Source organism: Mesorhizobium sp. WSM3864, assembly GCF_002294955.1.
Lineage (GTDB): Bacteria > Pseudomonadota > Alphaproteobacteria > Rhizobiales > Rhizobiaceae > Mesorhizobium.
Window position 1 is genome coordinate 17,222 of sequence record NZ_NSGD01000013.1, and the last position, 25,414, is coordinate 42,635.

General features: G+C 63.0%; 20 protein-coding genes and 3 pseudogenes. 12 read left to right on the forward strand and 11 right to left on the reverse strand.

Annotated elements, in window-relative coordinates:
* Positions 1 to 5: 5 nt before the first annotated feature.
* Both CK215_RS31875 and CK215_RS31880 read left to right on the forward strand, forming a co-directional pair.
* Positions 6 to 218 (forward strand): annotated as a pseudogene (locus CK215_RS31875) (transposase); the annotation flags it as partial.
* A gap of 3 nt (positions 219 to 221) precedes the next feature.
* A pseudogene (locus tag CK215_RS31880) lies at positions 222 to 347 on the forward strand (transposase domain-containing protein); the annotation flags it as partial.
* Positions 348 to 401: 54 nt separating this feature from the next.
* Here CK215_RS31880 and CK215_RS22745 read toward each other — a convergent pair.
* The gene (locus CK215_RS22745; protein ID WP_066989435.1) at positions 402 to 1,406 is read right to left on the reverse strand and encodes an NADP-dependent oxidoreductase; all 1,005 of its coding nucleotides are present in this window, start codon (positions 1,404 to 1,406) and stop codon (positions 402 to 404) included.
* A 107-nt stretch (positions 1,407 to 1,513) separates the two neighbouring features.
* Here CK215_RS22745 and CK215_RS22750 point away from each other — a divergent pair, with 107 nt between their 5' ends.
* A complete protein-coding gene (locus CK215_RS22750; RefSeq protein WP_095832241.1) occupies positions 1,514 to 2,410 on the forward strand; it encodes a LysR family transcriptional regulator in 897 nt (298 codons plus the stop codon).
* 92 nt (positions 2,411 to 2,502) lie between these two features.
* Here CK215_RS22750 and edd read toward each other — a convergent pair whose 3' ends face one another.
* The 3 genes from edd to zwf all read right to left on the reverse strand — a co-directional run bounded on the left by edd (position 2,503) and on the right by zwf (position 6,558).
* Positions 2,503 to 4,326 (reverse strand): phosphogluconate dehydratase, encoded by a 1,824-nt coding sequence (gene edd, locus CK215_RS22755; RefSeq protein ID WP_095781927.1) that lies wholly within the window; start codon positions 4,324 to 4,326, stop codon positions 2,503 to 2,505.
* A 64-nt stretch (positions 4,327 to 4,390) separates the two neighbouring features.
* Positions 4,391 to 5,107, reverse strand: coding sequence for a 6-phosphogluconolactonase (gene pgl, locus CK215_RS22760; RefSeq protein ID WP_095832242.1), 717 nt, complete (start codon positions 5,105 to 5,107; stop codon positions 4,391 to 4,393).
* Positions 5,089 to 6,558, reverse strand: coding sequence for a glucose-6-phosphate dehydrogenase (gene zwf, locus CK215_RS22765; protein ID WP_066989313.1), 1,470 nt, complete (start codon positions 6,556 to 6,558; stop codon positions 5,089 to 5,091). Before zwf ends, pgl begins: the two co-directional genes overlap by 19 nt.
* Before the next feature lie 265 nt (positions 6,559 to 6,823).
* Here zwf and CK215_RS22770 point away from each other — a divergent pair, with 265 nt between their 5' ends.
* Positions 6,824 to 7,570, forward strand: coding sequence for an SDR family oxidoreductase (locus CK215_RS22770; protein ID WP_095826915.1), 747 nt, complete (start codon positions 6,824 to 6,826; stop codon positions 7,568 to 7,570).
* A gap of 41 nt (positions 7,571 to 7,611) precedes the next feature.
* Here the strand turns inward: CK215_RS22770 and CK215_RS22775 are convergent, their stop codons facing one another.
* The 3 genes and pseudogenes from CK215_RS22775 to CK215_RS22785 all read right to left on the reverse strand — a co-directional run bounded on the left by CK215_RS22775 (position 7,612) and on the right by CK215_RS22785 (position 10,538).
* Positions 7,612 to 8,514, reverse strand: coding sequence for an SH3 domain-containing protein (locus CK215_RS22775; protein WP_095826916.1), 903 nt, complete (start codon positions 8,512 to 8,514; stop codon positions 7,612 to 7,614).
* A 261-nt stretch (positions 8,515 to 8,775) separates the two neighbouring features.
* Positions 8,776 to 8,975, reverse strand: a pseudogene (locus CK215_RS22780) (FAD-dependent oxidoreductase); the annotation flags it as partial.
* A 129-nt stretch (positions 8,976 to 9,104) separates the two neighbouring features.
* Positions 9,105 to 10,538 carry a glutamine synthetase family protein gene (locus CK215_RS22785; RefSeq protein ID WP_066989433.1) on the reverse strand — a complete coding sequence of 478 codons (1,434 nt, stop codon included), beginning with the start codon at positions 10,536 to 10,538 and terminating at the stop codon, positions 9,105 to 9,107.
* 181 nt (positions 10,539 to 10,719) lie between these two features.
* Between CK215_RS22785 and CK215_RS22790 the strand changes: the two genes are divergently transcribed.
* Positions 10,720 to 11,433 carry an HAD family hydrolase gene (locus tag CK215_RS22790; RefSeq protein WP_095781924.1) on the forward strand — a complete coding sequence of 238 codons (714 nt, stop codon included), beginning with the start codon at positions 10,720 to 10,722 and terminating at the stop codon, positions 11,431 to 11,433.
* A 13-nt stretch (positions 11,434 to 11,446) separates the two neighbouring features.
* On the opposite strand, the gene CK215_RS22795 is transcribed toward CK215_RS22790, so the two are convergent.
* The 3 genes from CK215_RS22795 to aceA all read right to left on the reverse strand — a co-directional run bounded on the left by CK215_RS22795 (position 11,447) and on the right by aceA (position 13,709).
* Positions 11,447 to 11,863 carry a response regulator gene (locus CK215_RS22795; RefSeq protein WP_170950362.1) on the reverse strand — a complete coding sequence of 139 codons (417 nt, stop codon included), beginning with the start codon at positions 11,861 to 11,863 and terminating at the stop codon, positions 11,447 to 11,449.
* A 261-nt stretch (positions 11,864 to 12,124) separates the two neighbouring features.
* Positions 12,125 to 12,367 carry a hypothetical protein gene (locus tag CK215_RS22800; RefSeq protein WP_066989302.1) on the reverse strand — a complete coding sequence of 81 codons (243 nt, stop codon included), beginning with the start codon at positions 12,365 to 12,367 and terminating at the stop codon, positions 12,125 to 12,127.
* 52 nt (positions 12,368 to 12,419) lie between these two features.
* The gene (gene aceA / locus CK215_RS22805) at positions 12,420 to 13,709 is read right to left on the reverse strand and encodes an isocitrate lyase (protein ID WP_095832244.1); all 1,290 of its coding nucleotides are present in this window, start codon (positions 13,707 to 13,709) and stop codon (positions 12,420 to 12,422) included.
* A gap of 249 nt (positions 13,710 to 13,958) precedes the next feature.
* On the opposite strand from aceA, the gene CK215_RS22810 reads away from it, so the two are divergent.
* From CK215_RS22810 to CK215_RS22835, 6 genes are all read left to right on the forward strand, one after another.
* Entirely contained in the window at positions 13,959 to 15,407 is a 1,449-nt protein-coding gene (locus CK215_RS22810; RefSeq protein ID WP_095832245.1) for an XRE family transcriptional regulator, read from the forward strand.
* Between the two features lie 168 nt (positions 15,408 to 15,575).
* Positions 15,576 to 16,526: a DMT family transporter gene (locus CK215_RS22815; protein WP_095832246.1), complete on the forward strand. Its 951-nt coding sequence runs from the start codon at positions 15,576 to 15,578 to the stop codon at positions 16,524 to 16,526.
* A gap of 339 nt (positions 16,527 to 16,865) precedes the next feature.
* Positions 16,866 to 17,963, forward strand: coding sequence for a polyamine ABC transporter substrate-binding protein (locus CK215_RS22820; protein ID WP_067327271.1), 1,098 nt, complete (start codon positions 16,866 to 16,868; stop codon positions 17,961 to 17,963).
* Positions 17,964 to 18,142: 179 nt separating this feature from the next.
* The gene (locus tag CK215_RS22825) at positions 18,143 to 19,282 is read left to right on the forward strand and encodes an ABC transporter ATP-binding protein (RefSeq protein ID WP_095832247.1); all 1,140 of its coding nucleotides are present in this window, start codon (positions 18,143 to 18,145) and stop codon (positions 19,280 to 19,282) included.
* Between the two features lie 10 nt (positions 19,283 to 19,292).
* A complete protein-coding gene (locus CK215_RS22830) occupies positions 19,293 to 20,255 on the forward strand; it encodes an ABC transporter permease subunit (RefSeq protein ID WP_066989289.1) in 963 nt (320 codons plus the stop codon).
* On the forward strand, positions 20,252 to 21,070 hold the full coding sequence (locus CK215_RS22835; RefSeq protein WP_066989287.1) for an ABC transporter permease subunit: 819 nt from the start codon (positions 20,252 to 20,254) through the stop codon (positions 21,068 to 21,070). Before CK215_RS22830 ends, CK215_RS22835 begins: the two co-directional genes overlap by 4 nt.
* A gap of 32 nt (positions 21,071 to 21,102) precedes the next feature.
* Here the strand turns inward: CK215_RS22835 and CK215_RS22840 are convergent, their stop codons facing one another.
* Positions 21,103 to 22,995: an AsmA family protein gene (locus CK215_RS22840; protein WP_095832248.1), complete on the reverse strand. Its 1,893-nt coding sequence runs from the start codon at positions 22,993 to 22,995 to the stop codon at positions 21,103 to 21,105.
* 262 nt (positions 22,996 to 23,257) lie between these two features.
* On the opposite strand from CK215_RS22840, the gene CK215_RS22845 reads away from it, so the two are divergent.
* The gene (locus CK215_RS22845) at positions 23,258 to 25,216 is read left to right on the forward strand and encodes an acetoacetate--CoA ligase (RefSeq protein ID WP_095832249.1); all 1,959 of its coding nucleotides are present in this window, start codon (positions 23,258 to 23,260) and stop codon (positions 25,214 to 25,216) included.
* The last annotated feature ends 198 nt before the right edge of the window (positions 25,217 to 25,414 follow it).

The window sequence follows — 25,414 nt, forward strand, 5'->3', positions numbered from 1 at the left end:
TCTCCATGGACACGACATTGGAGGTTCTCACGACACGGCGGGGCCGACGTGAGGCGCATCGCCAATGGCCGGATGAGGTCAAGGCACAGATCGTTTCGGAGGGCTTGCGTCCGGGCGTGACGGTGAACGAAGTAGCGGAGCGCCACGGGCTGGAGGCCAACCATCTGTCGTCCTGGCGAACGCTGGCCCGGCAGGGCAAGCTAGTTTTGCCTGCGCCAGAGGAGATCTGCGAACTCAATGCTGTTGATCCGCAGGTCTACTTGACCACCACGCTTGCCGCCGTCGTCAACGGCCACAAGCGGAGGCGGATCGATGAGCTGCTGCCTTGGAACGATCCGCTTGAGTAACGCGTGCACAAAAAATAGCAGTCTGGCCGAAGCGGACAAACCCTCGTTAGAGCATCATAGCTTGACCAGTTGCTTGCCGAAGTTCTCTCCCTTCAACATCCGAACGAAAGCGTGGGGCACGGTCTCGATCCCTTCCGCAACATCTTCCCGTGTCTGAAGCAGTCCCTGTTTGTACCATGACAGCAGATCGGCAATCGCGGTCTCGTATTCTCCTTCGTGGTCGTCGAGCAAGAACCCTTCTATCCGCGCACGGGTGATTAGTGTCCTTCTGAGATGCCTGAGACCGACATCAGGCTGGTCAAACCGGTCGGCCAAGGCAATAGTGCCGACAACCACCACTCTGCCAAAGATGTTGAGATTTAGCATGGCTGCATCGTGAATCGGCCCGGCGGTGTTGTCGATAAAGACATCGACGCCGCTAGGGCATGCGGTGGCGACATCTGCCACGAGATCAGCGGAGCGTCGATGATTGACGCCAGTCCGATATCCAAGCTCCCTGCACCATTCCAGCTTCTCATCCGAGCCCGCAACAGCGACTGGGTCGAACCCTTTGATCCGCGCGATCTGTCCCGCAATCTGCCCCACAGCTCCTGAAGCGGCAGAGATCAACACCGTTTCCCCCACCTTCGGAGTTGCGGTTTTGAGGAGGGCAAAGTAGGCGGTGAGACCGGGCATGCCGAGATAGCTCAGTACGGCCTGAATCGGAGCGTCGGTTGTCGTCACTGGCTTGGCTGACGCGGCCGGGATCACGCTGAACGGCTGCCAACCAAAATGATCGCTCATCACGAGGTCGCCTGGCTTGAAGTCCGGAGACTCAGACGTAATTACCTCGCCAATTCCGCCGCCACACATCAGGTCGCCAATTCTAAAACCAGCAGCATAATTCTTCGCGGGGCTGATCCGACCGCGCATATAGGGATCGACGGAGAGCCACAGAGTTTTCACCAGCAGCTCACCATCCGCGGCATCGGGAATTGAACGCTCCTCCAGGCTCCAGTTCTCGACGGAGGGCATTGCGGAAGGGTAGCTGCGAAGTATCCAGCTAGGATTTTTGGACATGTCCATCTCCTCAATTTGAGCGTTCGCCCCATTGATGCATGATTTCGGCTTCCGTGTTAAAGAGCGCACGGTGAGAGACATTATTTTGAATTTCGGAAGAATGGCGGATGGATATGATCGAGGCCATGAAGGTGGCCGTGGCAGTCGCCAGGCATAACAGCTTCTCTTCTGCGAGCCGGGATTTGCGCCTTTCCGCTGCCTCGGTAAGCCGCATTGTGGCGGACTTGGAGACCGATCTCGGCGTACGTCTCTTTAACCGCACCACCAGGCAGATCAATCTGACGGATGCCGGGATGGAGTTCGTGCAAAAGAGCACCGGCCTCCTGGAGGAGCTTGATCAGATGCGGAGCGCAGTACGCGAACGCCACGAAACTCCTCGCGGCCAACTCCACGTCTCCTGCGTAACGGCCTTTGGTAATGAGTGCCTGGCACCAGTGGTTCCTGAGTTCGTGCGACGGTTCCCGCAGCTCGATGTCTCAATCGACCTTGGCAATCGTTTGGTTGATCTCATTGGCGAGCACTTCGATGTCGCCATCCGGGTAGGACCGTTGAACGATTCATCCCTGATTGCGCAGAGGATTTTCACGCAGAGGATCGTATTCGTCGCGACACCCCAGTTTTGCCAGCAATATGGGACACCCAGGACCTTGGACGAGATCAGGGCTCGCCCATCCGTTACTCAGGTCAGCGGGGAATGGGGGCGCGTTCATAAGTTTTCGCATCAAGGAAAGGTCATTGACTTCGAAGTGCCGCAGCGACTGACAATGAACTCAGCGCGAGCGGTGAGAAACGCCTGCCTAGCGGGAGGGGGGTACTCCCTCTTGGGCGATTTCATGGTCGCCCAGGATATAGCGGAGAACCGCCTCGTGCGGCTGCTGCCGGATCATGAACCCATGGAGCAACCGATCTTCGCCTTCTACGCTCAGCGACGTCACACCCCACGTAAAGTCAGGGTGTTTATTGACTATTTGGCGGAGGTCTTCAGTGGCAAGAATACCTCGTGAGACCTCTTGTCTAGGTGCCGATGGCACACCGCTTACGACAAAGGGCGGCTCCGAGCGGCGGCTCCGAGCCGCTCTTTTTTAGCAGATTGACGTTAGGCATTTGCGAAGGCGGCGGCGCCGTGGTCGGCGCGGCCAACCAGTTGGCGAAAGCCGGCGAACAGCTCGCGGCCGAAGCCGAACTCGTTGCCGATCAGGTCGGCATCCGCCGTGCGGCGCAGCGCGAACTCCGTTCCCGGCACCAGCACCTCCAGCGTGCCGGCATCGGCGTCGAGGCGAATGATGTCGCCGTCATGGATCCTGGCGATCGGCCCGTCCTCGACCGCTTCCGGCGTCACATGGATCGCCGCCGGCACCTTGCCGGAAGCACCCGACATGCGCCCGTCGGTCACCAGCGCGACGCGCTGGCCGCGATCCTGCAGCACGCCGAGCACGGTGGTCAGCTTGTGCAGTTCCGGCATGCCGTTGGCCTTCGGCCCCTGGAAGCGGATCACGGCGACGAAGTCGCCGGTCAGCGTGCCCGACTTGAAAGCTTCGTTCAGCCCCTGCTGGCTGTCGAACACCTTGGCCGGCGCCTCGATGACGCGCCGTTCGGGCTTGACCGCAGAGGTCTTGATCACGGCATGGCCGAGGTTGCCGGCAAGCACCTTCAGTCCGCCGGTCGGCTGGAACGCCTTCTTGAACGGGGCCAGCACCTTCTCGTCGCCGCTCTCGAGCGGCGCCGCTTCACGCACGACGCTGCCGTCGGCGCCGAGCTTTGCCTCGACAGCATAGGGCCGCAGGCCTTCGCCCCAGACCGTCTGCACGTCCTCGTGCAGCAAGCCTTCGTCGAGCAACTCGCGGATCAGGAAGCCGAGCCCGCCGGCGGCGTGGAAATGGTTCACGTCGGCGAGTCCGTTCGGGTAGACGCGGGCGAGCAGCGGCACGGCCTCCGACAGGTCGGAGATGTCCTGCCAGGTAAGCGAAATTCCGGCTGCCGCGGCCATGGCGATGAGGTGGATGGTGTGGTTGGTCGAGCCGCCGGTCGCGTGCAGGCCGACCACGCCGTTGACGATCGAGCGCTCGTCGATCATGCGCCCGACCGGCGTATAGGCATTGCCGAGCGTGGTGATCGCCAGCGCGCGCTTCGCCGCCTCCCTGGTCAGCGCGTCGCGCAGCGGCGTACCCGGGTTGACGAAGGAGGCGCCGGGCGTGTGCAGGCCCATGATCTCCATCAGCATCTGGTTGGAATTGGCGGTGCCGTAGAAGGTGCAGGTGCCCGGCCCGTGATAGGATTTGGACTCCGCCTCGAGCAGCTCGGCGCGGCCCGCCTTGCCCTCGGCATAGAGCTGCCGGACCTTGGCCTTCTCGTCGTTCGGCAGGCCCGACGTCATCGGCCCGGCGGGGATGAAGACAGCCGGCAGGTGCCCGAAGGTGAGCGCCGCGATCACCAGCCCTGGCACGATCTTGTCGCAGACGCCGAGGAAGACGGCGGCGTCGAACATGTTGTGCGAAAGGCCGATCGCCGCTGCCATGGCGATCACGTCGCGCGAGAACAGCGACAGTTCCATGCCTGGCTGGCCTTGCGTCACGCCGTCGCACATCGCCGGCACGCCGCCGGCGACCTGGGCGATGCCGCCTGCTTCGCGTGCCGCGTCCTTGATAAGCGCCGGGAAGGTCTCGAACGGCTGATGCGCCGACAGCATGTCGTTGTAGGAGGTGATGATGCCGAGGTTGGGCACGCGATCGCCGCCGAGTGCCACCTTCTCCGATGGGCTGCAGACGGCAAAGCCGTGGGCGAGGTTGCCGCAGGAGAGCACCGCGCGGTTGGCGGCGCGTCCCGACGCCTCCGCGATGCGGCCGAGATAGGCTTCGCGGTCGGCTTTCGAACGTTGGCGGATGCGTTCCGTGATGGCTTCGATGTCGCGTCTGGCTGTCATGGCTGGTCCTTTCGGGCCCCGGAAACGTCCTCCCACAGCCTCCGGGGCTGTTCCTTTGGTGAAATCAGGGTGCCCAGAACACCTCTACCGGTATCGGCGCCGCCTCGAGCACGTTGCGGACGGGCTTTTTCATGCCCGCTCCCATCGCGCCGTCGAAGGCGATGCGCTTATCCTCTCCCTCGATGTGGAGCGCGATGAAACCGGCGGCAACGATCCGCGCCATCGACAGTGTCAGCCGCGGCTCGCCGGCGCTTTGCGCATGCACGGCCAGCACGATGCGCGGTGAGGATGGGTCGATGAGCTCGGCGAGATTGCCGGCATCGGGAAAGAAGGAGGCCGTGTGTCCGTCGGCACCCATGCCAAGCACCACCACATCCAGCGGCCAGGGCAATGATTGCAGGGCCTCGCTATCTGACGCCGCTGCGTCCTCGATGCTCGCCGCCTCATGGTAGAGCGGCACGAAGCGCGCTGCCGCTGCCTTGTTCTGGAGCAGGTTGGCCGCTACCAGCCCGGCATTCGAGCGCGGCGAGGAGGGCGGCACGAAACGTTCGTCGACCAGCGTCACGGTGACCTTGTCCCAGGCGATCGGGATTAAAGAGAGCGCGGCGAAGAATTTTGCCGGCGTCGTGCCGCCGGATACGGCGAGCAATGCGGTGCCGCGGTCGGTGATCGCCTTGGTCAGGCGGGCGGCGACGTGGCCGGCAAGGGCCGCCGCCAGCTGCTGGCGGTCGGCAAAGCCGTTCCAGGCGTAAGCGGCCCCGCTCAATTGCTCTCGTGCCATGTCCGTCCGTCACGTTCGATGAGCGCGATGGAGGCCGACGGACCCCAGGTGCCGGCCGTATAGCCCTGCGCTTCCTGCCTAGCGCTTTCCCAGGCGTTCTGGATCGGATCGATCCACTTCCAGGCCGCCTCGACCTCGTCGCGACGCATGAACAGCGTCTGGTTGCCGCGCACCACATCCATGATCAGCCGCTCATAAGCGTCCGGCGCGCGGCTGTGGAAGGATTGCGCGAAGCTCATGTCGAGCGAGATCTGGCGTAGCCGCATCCCGCCCGGCCCCGGATCCTTGATCATGATGTACTGCTTGACGCCTTCGTCCGGCTGCAGCCTGATCACCAGCTGGTTGGCGAAGATCGGCCCGGCGCTATCGCCGAAGATGGAATAGGGGATCGGCTTGAATTCGATGACGATTTCCGAAACGCGGGTCGCCAGCCGCTTGCCGGTCCTGAGATAGAAAGGCACGCCGGCCCAGCGCCAGTTGCCGATCTCGGCTTTGAGGGCGACGAAGGTCTCGGTGTTGCTGTCCTTGCCGAGCTCCTCGACATAGCCCTTGACCGGCCCGCCGGCGGAGGCGCCGGCGCGATACTGGCCGCGCACCGTGTGCTTCGGCGCCTCGTTGCCGTTGATGCGCTTCAGCGCCCGCAGCACCTTCAGCTTCTCGTCGCGCACGGCGTCCGCGTCCATCGAGGACGGTGTTTCCATGGCAACCAGGCAAAGCAGCTGCAGGATGTGGTTCTGCACCATGTCGCGTAGCGCGCCGGCTTTGTCGTAGTAGGTGACGCGGTCCTCGAGACCCACCGTCTCGGCCACGGTGATCTGCACATGATCGATATGGGCGGAGTTCCACAGCGGCTCATAAAGCGCGTTGGCAAAGCGCAGCGCCATCAGGTTCTGCACCGTTTCCTTGCCGAGATAGTGATCGATGCGGAAGATCTGGCTTTCGTGGAAATCGTCACCCACGGCGTCGTTGAGCGTCCGCGCCGAGGCGAGGTCACGGCCGATCGGCTTCTCCAGCACGATGCGCGAGTTCGGGGTGATCAGCTTGTGTTCCTTGAGCTGATGCGAGATGTCGCCGAACAGCGCCGGCGCCACCGCGAGGTAGAAGGCGCGGATGCGGTCGCTGTCGCCGATCGCCTTCTTGAGCTTGTCGAAGCCGACGCCCGAGGTGGCGTCCGCCGAGACATAGGAAAGCCGAGCAAGAAATGTGTCCAGTTCCTTCGGCTCGATGTCGGCCGGATTCACATGGTCCGATATCGCTTTCTTGGCGAAGCTCTGGAACTCGGCATCGCTCATCTTCGCGCGCGACGTGCCGATGATGCGCGTCGGCTCCGAAAATTGGTGGCCGCGCTGGCGGTGGTAGAGCGAGGGCAGAAGCTTGCGCTCCGACAGGTCGCCGGTCCCGCCGAAAATGATGAAGTCGAAAGGTTCGACAGGGATGATCTGGCTGGTCATGGTCAGTCCGGTTTGATGCCGCTAGCCGGGAGCGGGGCTGATATATTCTAATCGATTTAAATCGTCCAGTGTCATGGTGTCACATCCAGGACCAATCGCTGGACAATCGATTGGGCCCATATGTGGCCTTGACACTGGCGCCACCGGGAGGCTTGTCGGCAAGCAACAGCTTTCCGGAAGCGTTCGCGCCTGCAACATAGAACCTGAATGTGACGAAAGCTAAGGGAGAATGGCGAACGCCGGCCCTTCAATGATGGGGAAAACCATGCGTCTGCAAAACAAGGTTGCCATCATCACCGGCGCGGCGTCGGGCTTCGGCGAGGGCATGGCGAAGCGCTTCGCCGAGGAAGGCGCGCGCGTCGTGGTTGCCGACCTCAACGCCAAGGGCGCAGCGCGCGTGGCGAAGGAAATCGGCGACAACGCGATCTGGACCCAGACCGACGTCTCGCAACGCTCCGAATTCGACGAGATGGTTTATGCCGCCAAAAGCGCCTTCGGCCGCGTCGACATCATGGTCAACAATGCCGGCTACACCCATCGCAACGGCGACATGCTCGGCGTCGACGAGCAAACCTTCGACCTGATCACCGCTGTCAACATGAAGGCGATCTATCATGCCGCGCTTGCCGTGGTGCCGATCATGGAACGGCAGGGCGGCGGCGTCATACTGACCACGGCTTCGACAGCCGGCATCAGGCCGCGGCCGGGCCTCACCTGGTACAACGCCTCCAAGGGATGGGCGATCACCGCCACCAAGTCGATGGCGGTCGAACTCGCCCCGAAGAACATTCGCGTCAATTGCCTCTGCCCGGTCGCCGGCGAGACCGGCATGCTGGAGAAGTTCATGGGCGCCGACACGCCGGAGATCCGTGAAAAATTCCGCGCCTCTATCCCGCTCGGCCGGTTGTCGACGCCGCTCGACATCGCCAACGCGGCGCTCTGGCTGGCTTCGGACGAGGCGGCCTTGATCACCGGCGTGGCGCTGGAGGTCGACGGCGGGCGCTGCATCTGAACCGACGTCGCGGCGGCGTCAGGCCGCCAAGAGCGTCCAGATCAGGCGCCGGTCTTGACGAAGCTCTTGTAGATCCAGCCGCGTTTGCCGTTATAGACGATCTCGCACCATTTTTTGCAGCTCATCACCTGGACAGCTGACTTGGCAGGCACAGTGACGATCGCGGCGGCGCCGTTCTTCGGGCCGGAACGCATGGTGACAGCCCTCAGGACGCGTCCATTGGTGCCAGTGCCGGCGTTTTCAGGCTTCGGCTCGTCCTGGGCCGCATCCTGGGGTGCCGCCGGCTGGGCCTCGGCAACTTGGGGCTTCGCGTCTGGGATGGCGGCGGTCTGGGCCGCATCCATTTTGTCGTCAGGCTTTTTTGCGTCTGCCGCTTGGGCAGCCGCCGGCGCTGGCGACGCGACCTCAGCCAGGGCGGCCGAAGCATCGTTTCCGGACGCGGATTCGGCGAAGGCGGCAACGGCCGGTTTGTCGTTCTGCGTCGCCGGCTTCTCCGCTGCCTGAGCGGATGAGGCCGGCGGAGCATCCGCCGCGGGCGCAGGCTCACCAACCGTGCCGTTCCAGCGGGGATTGTTGGAAGCCAGTGCCGGGATGGCGGCTTCTCGGGATGCAGTCATGGGCGAAACCGCATCGGCCTTGCGCGCGGCTTGCGGCGCGGCGGCGACACTGACAGCGCTCGATACGGCCGGAGTGATTTTCTTCGTCTTGACCGGGATCGCGGGGACGGTCTGCTCCGTTTTCGCGATCGCCTGCCGCTCATTGGCCGGCAAGGCCAGCCAAAGCGCCACCGCCGCCACGCCAAGCAGCGCCGCGGTGCCGACAGCCGCGATCACCAGATGCGCGTTCGACTGCAGGCCCTGCCAGAACGAGGGCCGCATGTCATAGCCGAACCGCACGGCAAAGTGCCGTCGTTCCGGCGCACCGAAACTGAAGGGCTCGTTCACCTAAACCACCTCCAACAACCGGGCCGACGTTCTTTCGATCTTGCCGCAAACCGTTCGCGGCTGATCGGCATCGGTCCCGAAATTTCCAGCGGGCAGGCCCGCGCAAATCCCCGTCTTATCGCCCAGAACCGGCATCTTTTACCGCCGATTATGGCATCACTGCGCCTTTTTGCGAAATTCTGCGCGTTTGTTAAGGATTCCGCAACGTGCCGTTGGGGAAGCGGACTTGTCGAATTAACAGCTTCTGCACATGTTCCGGCTTCAGATCCTGTCGCGCAGCGCGAACCAGTTGAGCGCCAGAAACAGCAGCGGTGCGCGCAAACGACGGCTGCCCGGGAAGGCGGGAATCTTCAGATACTCGATCAGCTTCAGCGGTCGCGATTGCCCGCGACCGTCTCGGCGTAGAGCTTGCCGAAGAAGTTGGACAGCATGATACCGTGGCCGGAATACCCGCCCATCGAGGCATGCGGAAACGCAGGTGAATGGTGAATAGTGAATGCTTTGCTAGAGCGCTCTGGCTGCGTTCACCCATCCAATATGAAACTACTCACCATTCACTATTCACCCCATTCACTCGACGAAGTGGCCGCTCACACATTCAGCAACAGATACTCCCGCTCCCAAGGGCTGATCACTTCCATGAATGTCTCGAACTCGGCTCGCTTGATGGCCGCATACGTGGCTGCGAAGGATTTGCCGACGATGGCGCCAAGCTCCTCGTCGGCTTCGAAGAGGTCCACGGCCTCGAGCAAGCTGCGCGGCAGGTCGATCTCGTCCTCGTTGGCGGTCGTCAGCACCGGCGGCTCGGCCTGGACCTTGTTGTTCATGCCGATCAACCCGCAGGCAAGCGAGGCGGCAAGCGCCAGATAGGGATTGGCGTCCGAGGACGGAATCCGGTTTTCGACGCGCCGCGCCGCGGGATCGGAACGCGGCACGCGGAAAGCCGTCGTGCGGTTGTCGTAGCCCCACTTGTTGTTGACCGGCGCCGACGCTGCCTGCGTGAGCCGCCGATAGGAATTGACGTAAGGCGCAAGCATCACCAGCGCGTTCGGCACGTGTTTCTGCATGCCGCCGATGAAATGGAAGAACGCATCCGTCTCGGCGCCGTCTTCGGCCGAGAAGATGTTTTTTCCGGTCTTCTTGTCGACCACCGACTGGTGGATATGCATGGCCGAGCCAGGTTGCCCCTGGATCGGCTTGGCCATGAAGGTGGCGTAGATTTCGTGCTTCAGCGCCGCCTCGCGGATCGTGCGCTTGAACATGAAGACCTGGTCGGCAAGCTCGATCGGATTGCCGTGACGCAGGTTGATCTCAAGCTGACCGGCGCCCTCCTCGTGGATCAGCGTATCGATCTCCAGGCCTTGCCGCTCCGAGAAATGGTAGATGTCGTCTATCAGTTCGTCGAACTCGTTGACGCCCGCGATCGAATAGCCGGCGCCGCCGCCGATCGGCCGCCCTGAGCGCCCGACGGGCGGCGTCAGCGGGTAGTCCGGATCGGGGTTCTTGCGTACCAGATAGAATTCGATCTCGGGCGCCACCACCGGCTTCAGCCCACGGTCGTCATAGGCGGCCAGCACGCGCTTCAGAACGTTGCGCGGCGTGAATTCGACGGAGCGGCCATCCTGGTGGACTAGGTCGCAGATCACCGCGGCGGTCGGATCTTCCTCCCAGGGCACGACGGTCAGTGTCGAGAGATCGGGCAAGAGCTTCAGGTCGCCGTCGTCCTCCGGATAGTGGAAGCCATTGCCGTCTTCCGGATAGCCCCCGGATATCGTCGTCATGAACACGGCTGAAGGCAACGCGAGCGATGTGTTGGAGGTGAATTTCTTCGACGGCATCATCTTGCCGCGGGCGACGCCGGCCTGGTCCGGCGTGATGCACTCGATGTCCTCGATGCCCCGCCATTCCAGCCAGGCGCTGGCTTCCTTCCAATTCTTCACACCCCGTTCGTTTTTCAAGAAGGCAGGCGTGCGGGCGCGTCCCCCCCGGCTCGACGGACGGACTTCCTTTTTTTCAGGCGGCATCATTCACCAGATTGTGTTGCGGATTTCAAAGTATAGACGGGCGCCGTGGCGGAAGGAAAGGGGAGGCGCCCGCGTCGCCACAGGCAAGCCGAGACGCAGCCCAAAGGAACCGGCGCGCCTGTCTTCTTGCTGGCGGCGCAGCGCCACAGGGTCTAATGAGCCTGTAAGCAAAGGGTCGCACATGTCCGCTCCACGTTTGACCACCATCGGCTTCGATGCCGACGACACGCTGTGGCAGAACGAGCAGTTCTTCCGCCTGACCGAGAAGCGTTTTGCCGCCTTGCTGGCCGAGCACGGCGACCATGAGCACATCGCGGCACGGCTGCTCGAAGCGGAAAGGCGCAACCTCGCCCTCTATGGCTTCGGCATTAAGGGCTTTACGCTGTCGATGATCGAGACGGCCGTCGCGATCACAAACGGCGAGGTGCCCGGTTCGGTCATCGGCGAAATCCTGGCTGCCGGCCGCGAGATGCTCAGCCATCCGATCGAGCCGCTGCCGCATGCCCGCGAGACGGTCGAAAAGCTGGCGGGCTCCTACCATCTGGTGCTGATCACCAAGGGCGACCTCTTCGATCAAGAGCGCAAGCTCGCGCAGTCGGGAATGGGTGATCTCTTCGATGCCGTCGAGATCGTCAGCGACAAGAGCGCAGCCACCTATGCCCGCATCTTCAGCCGCCATGGCGACGGTCCGCAGAACAGCATGATGGTTGGTAACTCGCTCAAGTCCGACGTTGTTCCCGCCATCGAGGCCGGTGGCTGGGGCATCCATGTGCCGCACGAATTGACCTGGGCGATCGAACACGCCGAGGCGCCTGTCGCGGCGCCGCGTTTTCGCGAGATCGCAGATCTCGGCGAGTTGCCGGCACTGGTCGAGGCAATAGCGAAGCCCGGCTGAGCGTCGCCTCTGCCTAGCCGCGGCCGACCAGGCGATCGATTACTGGTTGCAGCCTTTCGGGCGTGATCGGCTTGGCGACCACGGCGTCGACCACGCTCGACAGGCCGAGGCTGTCCGGCGTGCCATTCCTGGTTGAAAGCAGGATCACGGCGGGCCGCGCCTTGCCGGAAGCGCGCCGCAGCGCGTCGATGCCGGACAGCAACCTGTCGCAATCCCTGTCGTCGGGTCCGCCGTCGAGTATGATTGCGCCGGGAACCAGGCCGGCCAAAGCTTTTTCGGCCGCCTCCGGTGGCTCCGAAATCGGCTTCAGCCCGGACTTTTCCACGATTTTCGATACGACGACCCGGTTGATCGACGATTTGCCAACCACCAGCACCTTGGAGAAATCCGCCGGCAACCGGCCCGCCGCGCCGCGGTCCGTCGGTTTCATTGGTTTTTCAGAGTCGTCACGATTGGCGGGACACATGTCTGGCGGAGCTCTGGCTCAATGCAGGGTTGAAACCTTAAGCGCGCAATTGGCGCGAGATCGCCAGCGGTGTCAAGCAAAAATAGTGGAAAATGATAATATAGCAAGAATTGCTAAAATCCGGCGCAAGTTCTCCCCGGCGCTCCGGCCGCAATCTGAAAAAACGAAAGTCTCCCGGCACGTATAGCGCACGGGAGACACTCGCGAGTGACTGTTGACGCTACGTCAGCCCTGGTTCTGATGGGTGACGATCACTGGAATCAAAAGATCACCCCAGTTGCCGTCTCCGCCATGGTGCCTGGCCGAGCGCACCAGCTCGACGGACACACCTGCTTCGACCGCCTTCATCACAGACTGGTTGAGCCTGTGCAGGTCGTTGGCAAGCATGCGGATCGTCGCCTGCTGATCGACGCTCATCGCGCTCGACTGTTCTTCGGCCCGTTCCTTGACCCGGCTTATCGATGCCATTGCTGTTCTCCTCGACGTAAGTGCCCTTCGGGCGTTTCCTCTGGTGTTGTCATTACTCGGCTGCCGGCCTGAACTGGGCGTGCTCGGTCGACTCATGCATGGCGGTGGTCGAAGACTGGCCGCCGGAGATCGCCATCGAAACGGCATCGAAATAGCCGGTGCCGACTTCGCGCTGATGCTTGGTCGCGGTATAGCCATGGACCTCCGCCGCGAATTCCGCCTCCTGCAGTTCCGAATAGGCCGCCATCTGGCGCTCCTTGTAGCCGCGGGCCAGTTCGAACATGCCGAAGTTCAGCTGGTGGAACCCGGCCAGTGTGATGAACTGGAATTTGTAGCCCATTGCGCCGAGTTCCTTCTGGAACTTCGCGATGGTCGCGTCGTCCAGGTTCTTCTTCCAATTGAACGACGGCGAGCAATTATAGGCGAGCAGCTTGCCGGGGTGGTGCTTGTGCACCCCTTCAGCGAACTTCCTTGCCTGCTGAAGATCCGGCTTCGAGGTTTCGCACCAGATCAGGTCCGCATGCGGCGCGTAGGCGACGGCGCGCGCGATGCAGGGCTCGATGCCGTTCCTGACGTGATAGAAGCCCTCGACCGTGCGGCCGGCGTCATACTCGACGAAAGGCCGGTCGCGCTCGTCGATGTCGGAGGTGAGCAGCTTGGCGGCTTCCGCGTCGGTGCGCGCCACCACCAGCGTCGGCGTGCCCATCACGTCCGCTGCAAGCCGGGCCGCATTGAGGTTGCGGATATGCGCTGCGGTCGGGATCAGCACCTTGCCGCCGAGATGGCCGCACTTCTTCTCCGACGCCAACTGGTCCTCATAGTGGACGCCAGCGGCACCGGCCTCGATGAAAGCCTTCATGATCTCGAACGCGTTGAGCGGCCCGCCAAAGCCGGCTTCGGCGTCGGCGACGATGGGCGCGAACCAGGTCTCGACCGAAAGACCCTTGCCTTCGGATGTCTCGATCTGGTCGGCGCGCTGCAGCGTGCGGTTGATGCGCTCGACCAGCTCCGGCGCCGCATTCGCCGGATAGAGCGACTGGTCCGGATACATGGCCGACGCGGTGTTGGCGTCGGCCGCGACCTGCCAGCCCGACAGATAGATCGCCTTCAAGCCCGCCCTGACCTGCTGCATGGCCTGGTTGCCCGACATGGCGCCGAGCGCATTGACGAAATCTTCCTCGTGGATCAGCTTCCACAGCCTGCTCGCGCCCATCTCGGCAAGCGTATGGCGAATCTGGACCGAGCCGCGCAGCCGCTTCACGTCCTCCGGCGAGTAGGGCCGTTCGATGCCGTCGAAACGGCCTTCCGGCGCGGACGGGACGAGGTTGTAAAAATCAGTCATCGATTGCTCCAGGACAGTCTTGCTTGTTTAGATGGCCCGTTTGAGGGACGTATCTGTGCGCCGTTCACGTGTTACATTGTTTACATTGCGCCGCAAAATTCGCCAGAAAAACCGGAGCTTGCCCGCTAAAATACGAGAAAACTGGTGTTGCGTTTGACAGGTCGGGGCTGTAAATCTGTCATGATTGTAAAAAGTTGGATGAGCCCGCGACGGCGCGCCGTTATGTAAAACTCTTGTCAAGGTAGCCGATTGGCCGAGCAGAAGATTTTCGCCGGGCCGCGCATCCGCCGGCTTCGCAACGCCAAGGGCCTGACCCAGACGGCGATGGCCGAAGGCCTGGGCATCTCGCCGTCCTACCTCAATCTAATCGAGCGCAACCAGCGGCCGCTGACGGTGCAGCTGATCCTCAAGCTGGCCTCAGTCTACAAGATCGACCCGCACGAATTGCAGGGCGAGACCAAAGGATCGATCGCGGCGCTGAAGGAAGTGTTCGGCGATCCGCTGCTGGCCGGCGAACTGCCGGGCGACCAGGAACTGATCGACCTCGCCGAGATCGCGCCGAACGCTTCCGCCGCGATGGTGAAATTGTTTCGCGCCTATCGCGAGCAGGCCGATCGGCTGTCGGATCTCAATGAACTCCTGGCGCGGGAGGGCAGGGCGACCGCATTGTCCGGCAAGCGCCTGCCTGTCGACGAAGTGCACGAGACTTTCGAGCGCAGGCCGAACCATTTCGCCGCGCTGGAGGAGGAAGCCGAGGCCTTCATTTCGCTGCTCGATCCGGGCGACGACCTGTTCGGCACGCTGAAGGCGTGGCTCAGGCGCGAGCACGGCATCGTGGTCAAGGTGCTGCCGGTGGCCACCATGCCGAACTGGCGCAGGCGCTACGATCGCCATTCGCAACGCCTGTTCCTGTCAGAGCGGCTCTCCCCCTTCGATCAGCTGCGCGAGGTCGCCATGGAGGCGAGCCTGATGCGCATGACGGTGGCGGTGGCGAGCGAGATCCAGACGTTGAAGCTCGGCACGGACGAAGCGCGTCGCTTAGCCCGTTTCGAGCTCGGCCGCTATGCGGCGCACGCGCTGATGATGCCCTATCACGCCTTTCATGCAGCGGCCGTCCGCGCCCGCTACGACATCGACGTCTTGCGTTCGCGCTTCGGCGTCTCCTTCGAGCAGGCGGCAAACCGCCTGACCATGCTGCAGCGGCCGAGCGCCTCCGGCGTACCGTTCTTCATGCTGGAGGTCGACAGTGCCGGCAACCGCTTCCGCAAGGCGGGCAGCCTGGGCTATCCGCAAAGCCGTTTCGGCGGCGCCTGTCCGAAGCTTCCTGTCCATGCGGCCTTTTCGCAGCCGGGCCGGATCCTGGTCGAGGCGGTGGAAATGCCGGACGGGGCCGAGTTCCTCTGCATCGCCCGCACGCTCGAAGGGCCGCAAGGCGCCTTTTCCGAGCGGCCGCGGCGCACGGCGCTTCTGCTGGGCTGCGACATCGGCTTTCGCGACGAGATCGTCTACAGCGCGGCGCTGCCCGGACCGTCCGCCGCCAAGGCCGCGCAGAGCACGGCATTCGCAACGCCGGTCGGCCCGGCCTGCAGGCTCTGCGAGCGCGTCGGCTGCCTGGCGCGCGCCGAGCCGCCGGTGACCCGGCCGCTCGGCCTCGACGAGATGGTGACGGGTCTCAGCGCCTTCGATTTCCAGGGGTAGCGCGCCCCCTCTAGCCGCAACGGTTCGGCGTGGCGAAAGCCGGCTTTGTCCTACATTTCAGCGGATGCTGGATCACGCCTGGCTCGAGCATTTGCGCTACGCGAATGGGGTATGGTGTGGTCGTCCGTGGTGGATCGTGCCGCCGGCAATTAGCTGACAGTCTCGCCTATGACCGATACCGCCTCGTCTCGCGTTGCCTTGGCTGCCGTCTCGCCGCGCGAGGAGCGGATCGGCATGCTACTGGTCTTCCTGTCGGCGCTGATGTGGAGTTTTGGCGGCACCATAGCTCGCTTCATCCATGTCGGCGACAGCTGGACCGTGGTGTTCTGGCGCTCGATCTGGGCGGTGGGCTTCCTCGTCGCCTTCATGCTATGGCGCGGCGGCTGGCGCGGCACCTGGAGATTGTTCCGCGACATGGGCCTGCCTGGGCTCGGCGTCGCCCTCTGCTTCGCCACCGCCTCCACGAGCTTCATCGTCGCGCTCGCCTACACGACGGTCGCCAACATCTTGTTGATGCAGGCCGGTGTCCCGCTTCTGGCGGCCATGCTCGCCTGGGTGCTGTTTCGCGAACGCGTGAGTCCAGGAACCTGGGTCGCCATTGCTGCCGTCATCACCGGCGTGGCCATCATGGTCTCGGAATCGCTTGACGGCGCCGTCTCGCCGATCGGCGATGGTCTGGCGCTGCTGATCGCGGTGATGTTGTCGCTCGCGACCGTGATCACCCGGCGCTTTGCCCATGTGCGCATGGTGCCGGCCACTTGCCTCGGCGCATTGCTCGCCGGTGCTTTTGCTGCCTCGCAAGCCACGGAATTCACCGTCTCCGGGCGCGACATGGGCTTTCTCTTCGCCTTCGGCGTCATCAATCTCGGCGTCGGTCTTGCTTTTTTCGCCATGGGCGCCCGCCTGGTGCCCGCGGCCGTCGCGGCGCTGCTCGGCACTTTCGAGCCGATCCTCGGTCCGATCTGGGTGTGGCTCGTCCATTTCGAGGTGCCGTCGGGGCGCACCATCATCGGCGGTGCGGTCGTCATCGCCGCGCTGCTTGTTCATATTGCGTTTGAGTTCAAGCGGCAGACCCGGCCCGAGCGGCCGGGCATCACCGGGCTGCCGTCTCCCAATTGATGCTTGCGTGTCTTCCCCATTGACAACTCCGCTGCGGGCCGGGCAGGCTGCAATTACGGCAACAACAAGACAGGCGTATCTTGCCAAGTGACTCCGCCGGCCTCATCGAGGCCGGACCGCATCGTTACATCTCTGCTTACGCCGCGGCCAACGCCGCTGAGGCCGTCCGAACAGCTTCCTGGAAAGGAGGCAAGGACGGCGCCCGTCACTCAACGATCCGGCGCACCGCCAGGCGCGTGCGCTTGTCGCTCCCCGGAAAGCTCCATAGTCTGAAACAAACGCCGTCCCGCGCCATGTCGCGACGGGCCGGCACGGGAACACTCACCAAAGGAGAATATCATGATCCGCAAAGCGCTTTTGCTTTCGGCGACTTCGGCCTTTCTGACGCTCTTCGCCGCGAGCGGCCATGCCGACGACCGCGTCGTCAACGTCTATAACTGGTCGGACTATATCGACAGCTCAATCATCGAGGACTTCACCAAGAAGACCGGCATCAAGGTCGTCTATGATACCTTCGATTCCAACGAGATCCTGGAGACGAAGCTGCTGGCCGGGGGCAGCGGCTATGATGTCGTGGTGCCCAGCGCCAATTTCCTGGCGCGCCAGATCCAGGCCGGCGTCTTCCAGAAGCTCGACAAGTCCAAGCTGCCGAACATCTCCAACATGTGGGATGTCATTTCGGAGCGCACCGCAAAGTATGACCCGAACAATGAGTATTCGGTCAACTACATGTGGGGCACGGTCGGCCTCGGCTACAACGTCAAGAAGGTGCAGGCGGCACTCGGCACCGACAAGATCGACAGCTGGGATGTGTTCTTCAATCCGGAGAGCCTCGCCAAGCTCAAGGATTGCGGCGTCTATGTGCTGGATTCCCCCTCCGACATCATTCCGGCCACGTTGAAACATCTCGGCCTCGATCCAAACAGCACCTCGCCCGACGATATCGCCAAGGCCGAGGAAGCCCTGCTCAAGGTCCGGCCGTATATTCGCAAGTTCCATTCCTCGGAATACATCAACGCGCTGGCGAACGGCGACATCTGCCTGGCGATCGGCTGGTCCGGCGATGTGTTCCAGGCGCGCAACCGCGCCGAGGAGGCCAAGCAGGGCGTCGAGATCGGCTATTCGGTGCCCAAGGAAGGCGCCCAGATGTGGTTCGATCAGATGGCGATCCCCGCCGACGCGCCGCATGTCGCGGAAGCGCATGAGTTCATCAACTACATGATGACGCCGGAAGTCATCGCCAAATCCTCGAATTATGTGCTCTACGCCAACGGCAACAAGGCCTCGCAGCAGTTCGTCGACAAGGCCCTGCTGGAGGACACCTCGGTCTATCCGGACGAGGAGACGACCAAGAAGCTTTACACCGTGCAGCCCTACGATCCCAAGACACAGCGCATCATCACGCGCACCTGGACCAAGATCGTCACCGGCCAATAAGCATCGAGACGCGACCCCGGCAGAAACTGCCGGGGTCGCTTTCTTTGAAAGCAATTCCAGCAACAGTGTGGGACGGTTTTCCGCCCGGAATTGCGTCAAAAACAAAAAGCTGGAGCGGTTCGGCGTTTTCTCGAAACCATGAACCGTTCCAGCGGAACGAAACAGACCCGGAGTGGGACATGAAATCGCTTGGCAGCATCCGCAGGGATTTCGCGCCATGGAATGATCCGAGCGCCAAGCCGTATATCCAGTTCGACAAGGTGACCAAGAAGTTTGGCGACTTCACCGCTGTCAGCAATCTGTCGCTGACCATCTTCGAACGTGAGTTCTTCGCCCTGCTCGGCGCCTCGGGCTGCGGCAAGTCGACCCTGCTCAGGATGCTCGCCGGCTTCGAGGAGCCGACCGCGGGGCGCATTCTGCTCGACGGCCAGGACCTGCGCGGCATTCCGCCCTATAAGCGGCCGGTGAACATGATGTTCCAGTCCTATGCGCTGTTTCCGCATATGACGGTGGAAAGGAACATCGCCTTCGGCCTCAAGCAGGAAGGCATGCCCGCTCCCGATATCGAAAAGCGCGTCGCCGAGATGCTGAGGCTGGTCAAGCTCGAGCAGTTCGCCAAGCGCAAGCCGCACCAGCTTTCCGGCGGTCAGCGCCAGCGTGTGGCGCTTGCCCGCTCGGTCGCCAAGCGGCCGAAGGTGCTTTTGCTGGACGAGCCGCTCGGCGCGCTCGACAAGAAGCTGCGCGAGGAGACGCAGTTCGAACTGATGGACCTGCAGCAGGAGCTTGGCCTTACCTTTGTCGTCGTGACCCACGACCAGGAGGAAGCCATGACCATGGCCGACCGCATCGCCATCATGGACAGGGGCGAGGTGATGCAGGTGGCGACGCCGGCGGAAATCTACGAGGCCCCGACATCGCGCTTCGTCGCGCACTTCGTCGGCAATGTGAACATGTTCGAGGGTAAGGTTGCCGAGCGGGCAGCGAATACGACGCGCATCACCGGCGCGACCGGTGCGCAGATCGTCGTCGAGAACGCCGCCGACACCACCAAGGGCGCCGACATCGTCTTCGCGATCCGGCCGGAGAAGATCAAGGTGTCGTCGAGGAAGCCGGCCGATGCCGTCAATGCGCTGGAAGGCGAAGTCTATGACGTTGCGTATCTTGGCGACATGACCGTCTACCACATCAAGCTCGACGACGGACAGATGGTGCGAGCAAGCGCGTTGAACGCTGCCCGCGTCAGCGAGGACCCGCTGACCTGGAACGATCGCGCCTGGGTCTCCTTCCGGCCGGACGCCGGCGTCGTGCTGACAAGGTAATAGGGCGGCCATGACCAATATCGCCGCCGCCCCTTCCTCGGCCGAAACCGCCGCTCAGTTGCCGACCAAGCTGGCGAAGGGCTTCGTCGACCGTCTCGTTATCATCATTCCCTATCTCTGGCTGCTGTTCTTCTTCCTTGTCCCGTTCATCATCGTCTTCAAGATCTCGCTGTCGCAGACGGCGATCTCGATGCCGCCTTACACCCCGGTGCTCGATTTCGGCGACGGTATTTCCGGATTCTTCGCCGGCTTTCGCGAGCTCAACTTCGACAACTACACCTGGCTGACCCAGGACGCGCTTTACTTCAACGCCTATGTGACCAGCCTGATCATCGCGGGCATCTCGACGGTGCTGACGCTGATCGTCGGCTATCCGATCGCCTATGGCATGGCGCGCGCCCCGGCGACGATCCGGCCGACCTTGCTGATGCTCGTGATCCTGCCGTTCTGGACCTCGTTCCTGATCCGCGTCTATGCCTGGATCGGCATCCTGAAACCCGAAGGGCTGCTCAACCAGGTGCTGCTCGCCACAGGCCTGATCAGCCAGCCGCTGGTCATCCTCAACACCTACACCGCGATCTTCATCGGCATCGTCTATTCCTATCTGCCCTTCATGGTGCTGCCGCTCTACTCATCGCTGGAGAAGATGGACTATTCGCTGATCGAGGCGGCGCAGGATCTCGGCTGCCCGCCGATCGGCGCCTTTTGGAAGATCACCTTCCCGCTGTCGCTGCCGGGCGTGATTGCCGGCTGCCTGCTGGTCTTCATCCCGGCGGTCGGCGAGTTCGTCATACCGGACCTTCTCGGCGGCTCGCAGACGCTGATGATCGGCAAGACGCTGTGGAACGAATTCTTCGCCAACCGCGACTGGCCGGTGTCGTCGGCGGTGGCGGTCATTCTACTCTTGGTGCTGACCGTCCCGATCATGTTCTTCCAGCAGGCTCAAGCGAAAGCCCAGGAGCAAGGCAAATGAACGCCACCTGGAGCCGCTTCAACATCACCTCGATCGTGCTCGGCTTTGCCTTTCTCTATTTGCCGATCGTGCTTCTCATCGTCTTTTCCTTCAACGAATCGAAGCTCGTCACCGTCTGGGGCGGCTTCTCGACCAAATGGTACGTGTCGCTGTTCCACAACCAGGGCCTGATGGACGCCACCTGGGTGACGGCCCGCGTCGGCGTCATCTCGGCGACCGTTGCGACCGTGCTCGGCACGCTGGCGGCGATCACCTTGACCCGCTACACACGCTTCAAGGGGCGGGTGCTATTTTCCGGCATGGTCTTTGCGCCGCTGGTGATGCCGGAAGTCATTACCGGCCTGTCGCTGCTCTTGCTCTTCGTGGCCGTCGGACTTGACCGAGGCTTCTTCACCGTCACGCTCGCCCACATCACCTTCACCATGTGCTTCGTGGCCGTCGTTGTGCAGTCGCGCCTCGTCTCCTTCGACCGCTCGCTGGAAGAAGCCGCGATGGACCTCGGCGCGCCGCCGGTGAAGACCTTTTTCCAGATCACCTTGCCCGTCATCTTGCCGGCGATCGTCTCCGGCTGGATGCTGGCCTTCACGCTCTCGCTCGACGATCTGGTCATCGCCTCCTTCACCTCGGGCCCCGGCGCCACGACGCTGCCGATGAAGATCTACAGCCAGGTGCGCCTCGGCGTGACGCCGGAGATCAATGCCGCCTGCACCATCCTGATCGCCGTCGTCGCGATCGGCGTCATCATTGCCTCGATCGCCAACAAGCGCCGCGAGGTCCAGCGCCAGCGCGATGAGCAGGCGGCGCAACGCGGATAGGGAACAAAGACGGGCGCGACCTGCGCCTTGTTCTATTGGCCTGAAACGCCGCGGCTGATCGGCGAGATGAACGGAGTGCTCCAGTTGCCGCCGACGAAGAACAACGATTGCTTTGGGGGCTGCGGCGCCTGCACCGCTGTCTGACCGGCGGTAGCCGGTTGTTGGGCCGGCTGTTGCTGCGCAGGTTGTCCGTTCGGGATGATGCCGCCCGAGAGCGCCAGCCCGCGCCCGGTATAGGATGCGATGCCCGAAAGCCAGATCTTGTACTTCTGTGCATTGACCTCGGCCTTGTCCAGCCGCGCCACACCTTTCGAGATGCTCGCCTTGATCTCGGCACCGTCGATGGGCAGCGAGCCGTCGGCGACGTCGTCGAGGGCGAAGAATCCGCCCTGTTCGTTGCGCTTGAGAAAGGCAGGCAGATTGAGGCCGTTGAGCGAGCCCGGCCCGAACGTCGCCGAGAAAGACCCGTCGGCGTTCTCGAAGATCGAGTCCCAGGCCTTGCCCGGCCCCTTCAGAATGACCGAGACGGTTCCGGTTCCGGCCGGCACCAGCCGCGTCATCCCCGCCGCGGTGGCGAAGGCGCCGGTGTCGACGTCCGATGCCAAAAGCCGCAACTCGACCTGCGTGCCGTCCGGCTTGCGGTCGAAGCGCAGGCTGCTCTGGATGTTGCCGTTGAAGGCCGACGCGTCGGAGATGTCGAAGACGGCAAGCCCGTTCTTGACCTGCGCGGTCGCGGCGACATCGGCAAGCTGTATCGGGCCGGCGGTGGCGTGCGCTGCCGACAGCCTGAGATCGAGGTTCATCTTGTCGGCGAAGCCGGTGTCGAACTCGCCGGGGGCTGCCTGGCCGGCCGGAGCGATCGGCGTGAAAGCGGAAAGCACCGATCGAAGATCGAGCGTATCGAACGCAAGCGTGCCGGAAATGACGGGCAGGGGCTCGCTGAACGAAAAGTCCAGCGCTCCCATGCCGGGGTTGTTGTCCAGCGCCACCGTCGTGTTCTCGAACTTCGCGCGTCCCGCCGAGGCCGCCACCTTGCTCGCGACCGAGACGGAGCCGATCGCAGCACCAGGCGCCATGCCGGCCTGCGACCATTCAAGCAGGCGTCGCAGCGAAGGGGCGGTGAATTTCGCCTGGCCGTCCAGATAGCCGTTCTCCGACATCGAGGCGACGCCGTCGAAAGAAAGCGTGGCGGGCGCCGCCTTGAAGGCGAGCGTGACGGGGGCGACCCCTCCGGCAAACAGCACCAGCGGCTTCGCCGAGGAAAAATCGATCTGGACGCTTTCGCCGCGCCATATGCCGGTCGCCGTGAGCGCGGCGTCGCTGTTCATCGCCGCCCAGTTCACCTGGCCGCTGAGGCTGCTCAGGATCTCGGTATCCTTGCCGCCAACCGAGGTCACGACGCGGCCGTCGCGGAACTCGACGATGCCGAACGGATCGGAAGGGAGTCTGCCGAGGTCGGGCTTCTGCGGGTTCGCGGTGACCACGCCGCGCGCAGTGTCGATCGAGCGCGTGATGCGGCCGCCGGTCGGCAGCGGCGGCAGATAGAGGCCGCTCGCCTTGCGCTCCACCCTGATCGTCGGCCGCACCAGCCGTGCCGTCGAGAATTGGACCTCGCCCTGCACGGCGGCCATGGCCGAGAGATCGACTTCGACGCGCTCGGCTTCGATCACCGGCGGCGCGTCGGTCTCCGTCCATTGCGACAGCGTCACATCGCTGAGGATGGCTCGGAACTTAGGCCACACCTCGATGCGCGGCGAGCCGTCGATCGTCACGCGAAAACCGCTCCAGGCGCTCAATTCCCAAGCGATGCGGTCGCGTACGATGCGCGTCGAGGCAATCAGCGGCAAGGCGGCGACGGCGAGCGCGATGACCAGCACCGCAACGCCGATTACCCATACCCCGCGCCGGATCAAAGATGATCTCATCTCGCCCCGTGAGTTTCCATTGCCGACAAATCGCCCGACGGGTGTAGCCGAGCGCCGACGCTTTTCAAGTCTTTATGGCCCTCCGATGGCGTTTGCGCCGTGTCCTTGCCGGCCATTTCAACAAAATCTTGCTCTGCTGCGCTGCGGTATGCATAAGCGATAAGCCCGTCCGGTCCGCCAACGCCACGCCGGTTTTGGGACAACGACGCAGGCGACATCAGGCTTAATTGCCGCAATCGCGACGCGCTTTGGGAGGAACGATATGGCTGCCGACACCCCCTTGTGGACGCCGACGCAGGACCGGATCGCCTCCGCGCCCATGACCGCCTTCATGAAAGCTGCGGTTGCGAAGTCTGGCCAGGCTTTCTCCAGCTATGCCGAGCTCCACCGCTGGTCGATCGACGACCGCGAGGCGTTCTGGGACCTCGTCTGGGACTTTTGCGGACTTGTCGGCGACAAGGGCGAGCGGGCTCTGGTCGATGGCGAGAAGATGCCTGGTGCCGCCTTCTTTCCCGATGCGAAACTCAATTTCGCCGAGAACCTTCTGAAAAAAAACGGCGGCAGCCTCGCTATCGTCTTCCGCGGCGAGGACAAGGTCGAGCGCCGGCTGTCCTGGAACGAGCTCCATGCGCTCACTTCGCGCCTGCAGCAGCTCTTCCTGTCGATCGGCGTCAGAGAGGGCGATCGCATCGCCGCCATGATGCCGAACATGCCGGAGACGGTCGCTGCCATGCTGGCTGCCGCCTCGATCGGCGCGGTCTGGTCTTCCTGCTCACCGGATTTCGGCGAACAGGGCGTGCTCGACCGTTTCGGCCAGATCGAGCCGGTCGTCTTCATCGCGCCTGACGGCTATTGGTACAACGGCAAAGCCATTGAGGTCGCCGACAAGATCCGCGCGGTGGCCGAGAAACTCGCGACCGTGCGCAAGGTGCTGATCGTCGACTATCTCGGCACGTCGGCCGATGTCGCCGCCACTATCGACAAGGCCGAGGCGCTGGAAGGAGCGCTCTCGCCCTTTGCCGCCAGGCCGCTCGCCTTCGAGCGGCTGCCTTTTTCGCACCCGCTCTACATTCTGTTCTCCTCCGGCACGACCGGAATCCCGAAATGCATCGTGCACTCGGTCGGCGGCACGCTGATCCAGCATGTCAAGGAACAGCGGCTGCATGCCGGCCTGCTCGACGGCGATCGCTTTTTCTACTTCACCACCTGCGGCTGGATGATGTGGAACTGGCTGGTCTCAGGCCTCGCCTCGGGGGCGACGTTGCTGCTCTATGACGGTTCGCCCTTCTACCCCGACGGCAATGCGCTGTTCGATTTCGCCGATGCCGAGAAGATGACCTATTTCGGTACTTCGGCGAAATTCATCGATTCCGTACGCAAGGCAGGGCTGAAGCCGATCCACAGCCACGACCTTGCAAGCGTGCGGACCATCTCTTCCACCGGCTCGCCGCTGTCGCCGGAGGATTTCCGCTTCGTCTATGACGGCATCAAGAAGGACGTGCATCTCGCCTCGATATCCGGCGGCACCGACATCGTTTCCTGCTTCGTGCTGGGTGTCCCGACCGAGCCGGTCTGGACCGGCGAGATCCAGGGGCCGGGCCTCGGACTGGCGGTGGACGTGTGGGACGACGACGGCAAGCCGGTCCGGCAGGAGAAGGGCGAACTCGTCTGCACCAAGGCATTCCCGTCGATGCCGATCGGCTTCTGGAACGATCCGGATGGCAAGAAGTACCACGCGGCCTATTTCGAGCGCTTCGACAACATCTGGTGCCATGGCGACTTCGCCGAATGGACCGCGCATGGCGGCATGATCATCCATGGCCGCTCCGACGCCACGCTCAATCCCGGTGGGGTCAGGATAGGCACGGCTGAGATCTACAACCAGGTCGAGCAGATGCCGGAAATCCTGGAGGCGCTCTGCATCGGCCAGGATTTCGACAACGACGTGCGCGTCGTGCTGTTCGTGCGGCTGGCCGCCGGCGTGAGCCTCGATGAGGATCTGGAAAAGCGCATCCGCGCCAGAATCCGCTCGGGCGCCAGCCCCCGCCATGTGCCGGCGAAGATCGTTGCCGTCACCGACATCCCGCGCACCAAGTCGGGCAAGATCACCGAGCTTGCCGTGCGCGACGTGGTGCATGGTCGCGCCATCAAGAACAAGGAAGCGCTCGCCAATCCCGAGGCGCTGGAGCTGTTCAGGAACCTGCCGCAGCTTGCTGATTAGGCCTCCCCGGCATGGTTAAGAAATAGTGTCGGTCCAATTTACCTAGATTTCACGAGTGGTACACATTCGTAAATTTTTTTGGCTCCCGGTAAGGACTTGTTAAGGGACGGCGCCGATAGTCGCGTGTAACTTGAGGGAGAAATCCCGTTCCTCGTCCCCTGAGGTTCAGCTCAAGCCCCGTTGTGACAGCATCCCATT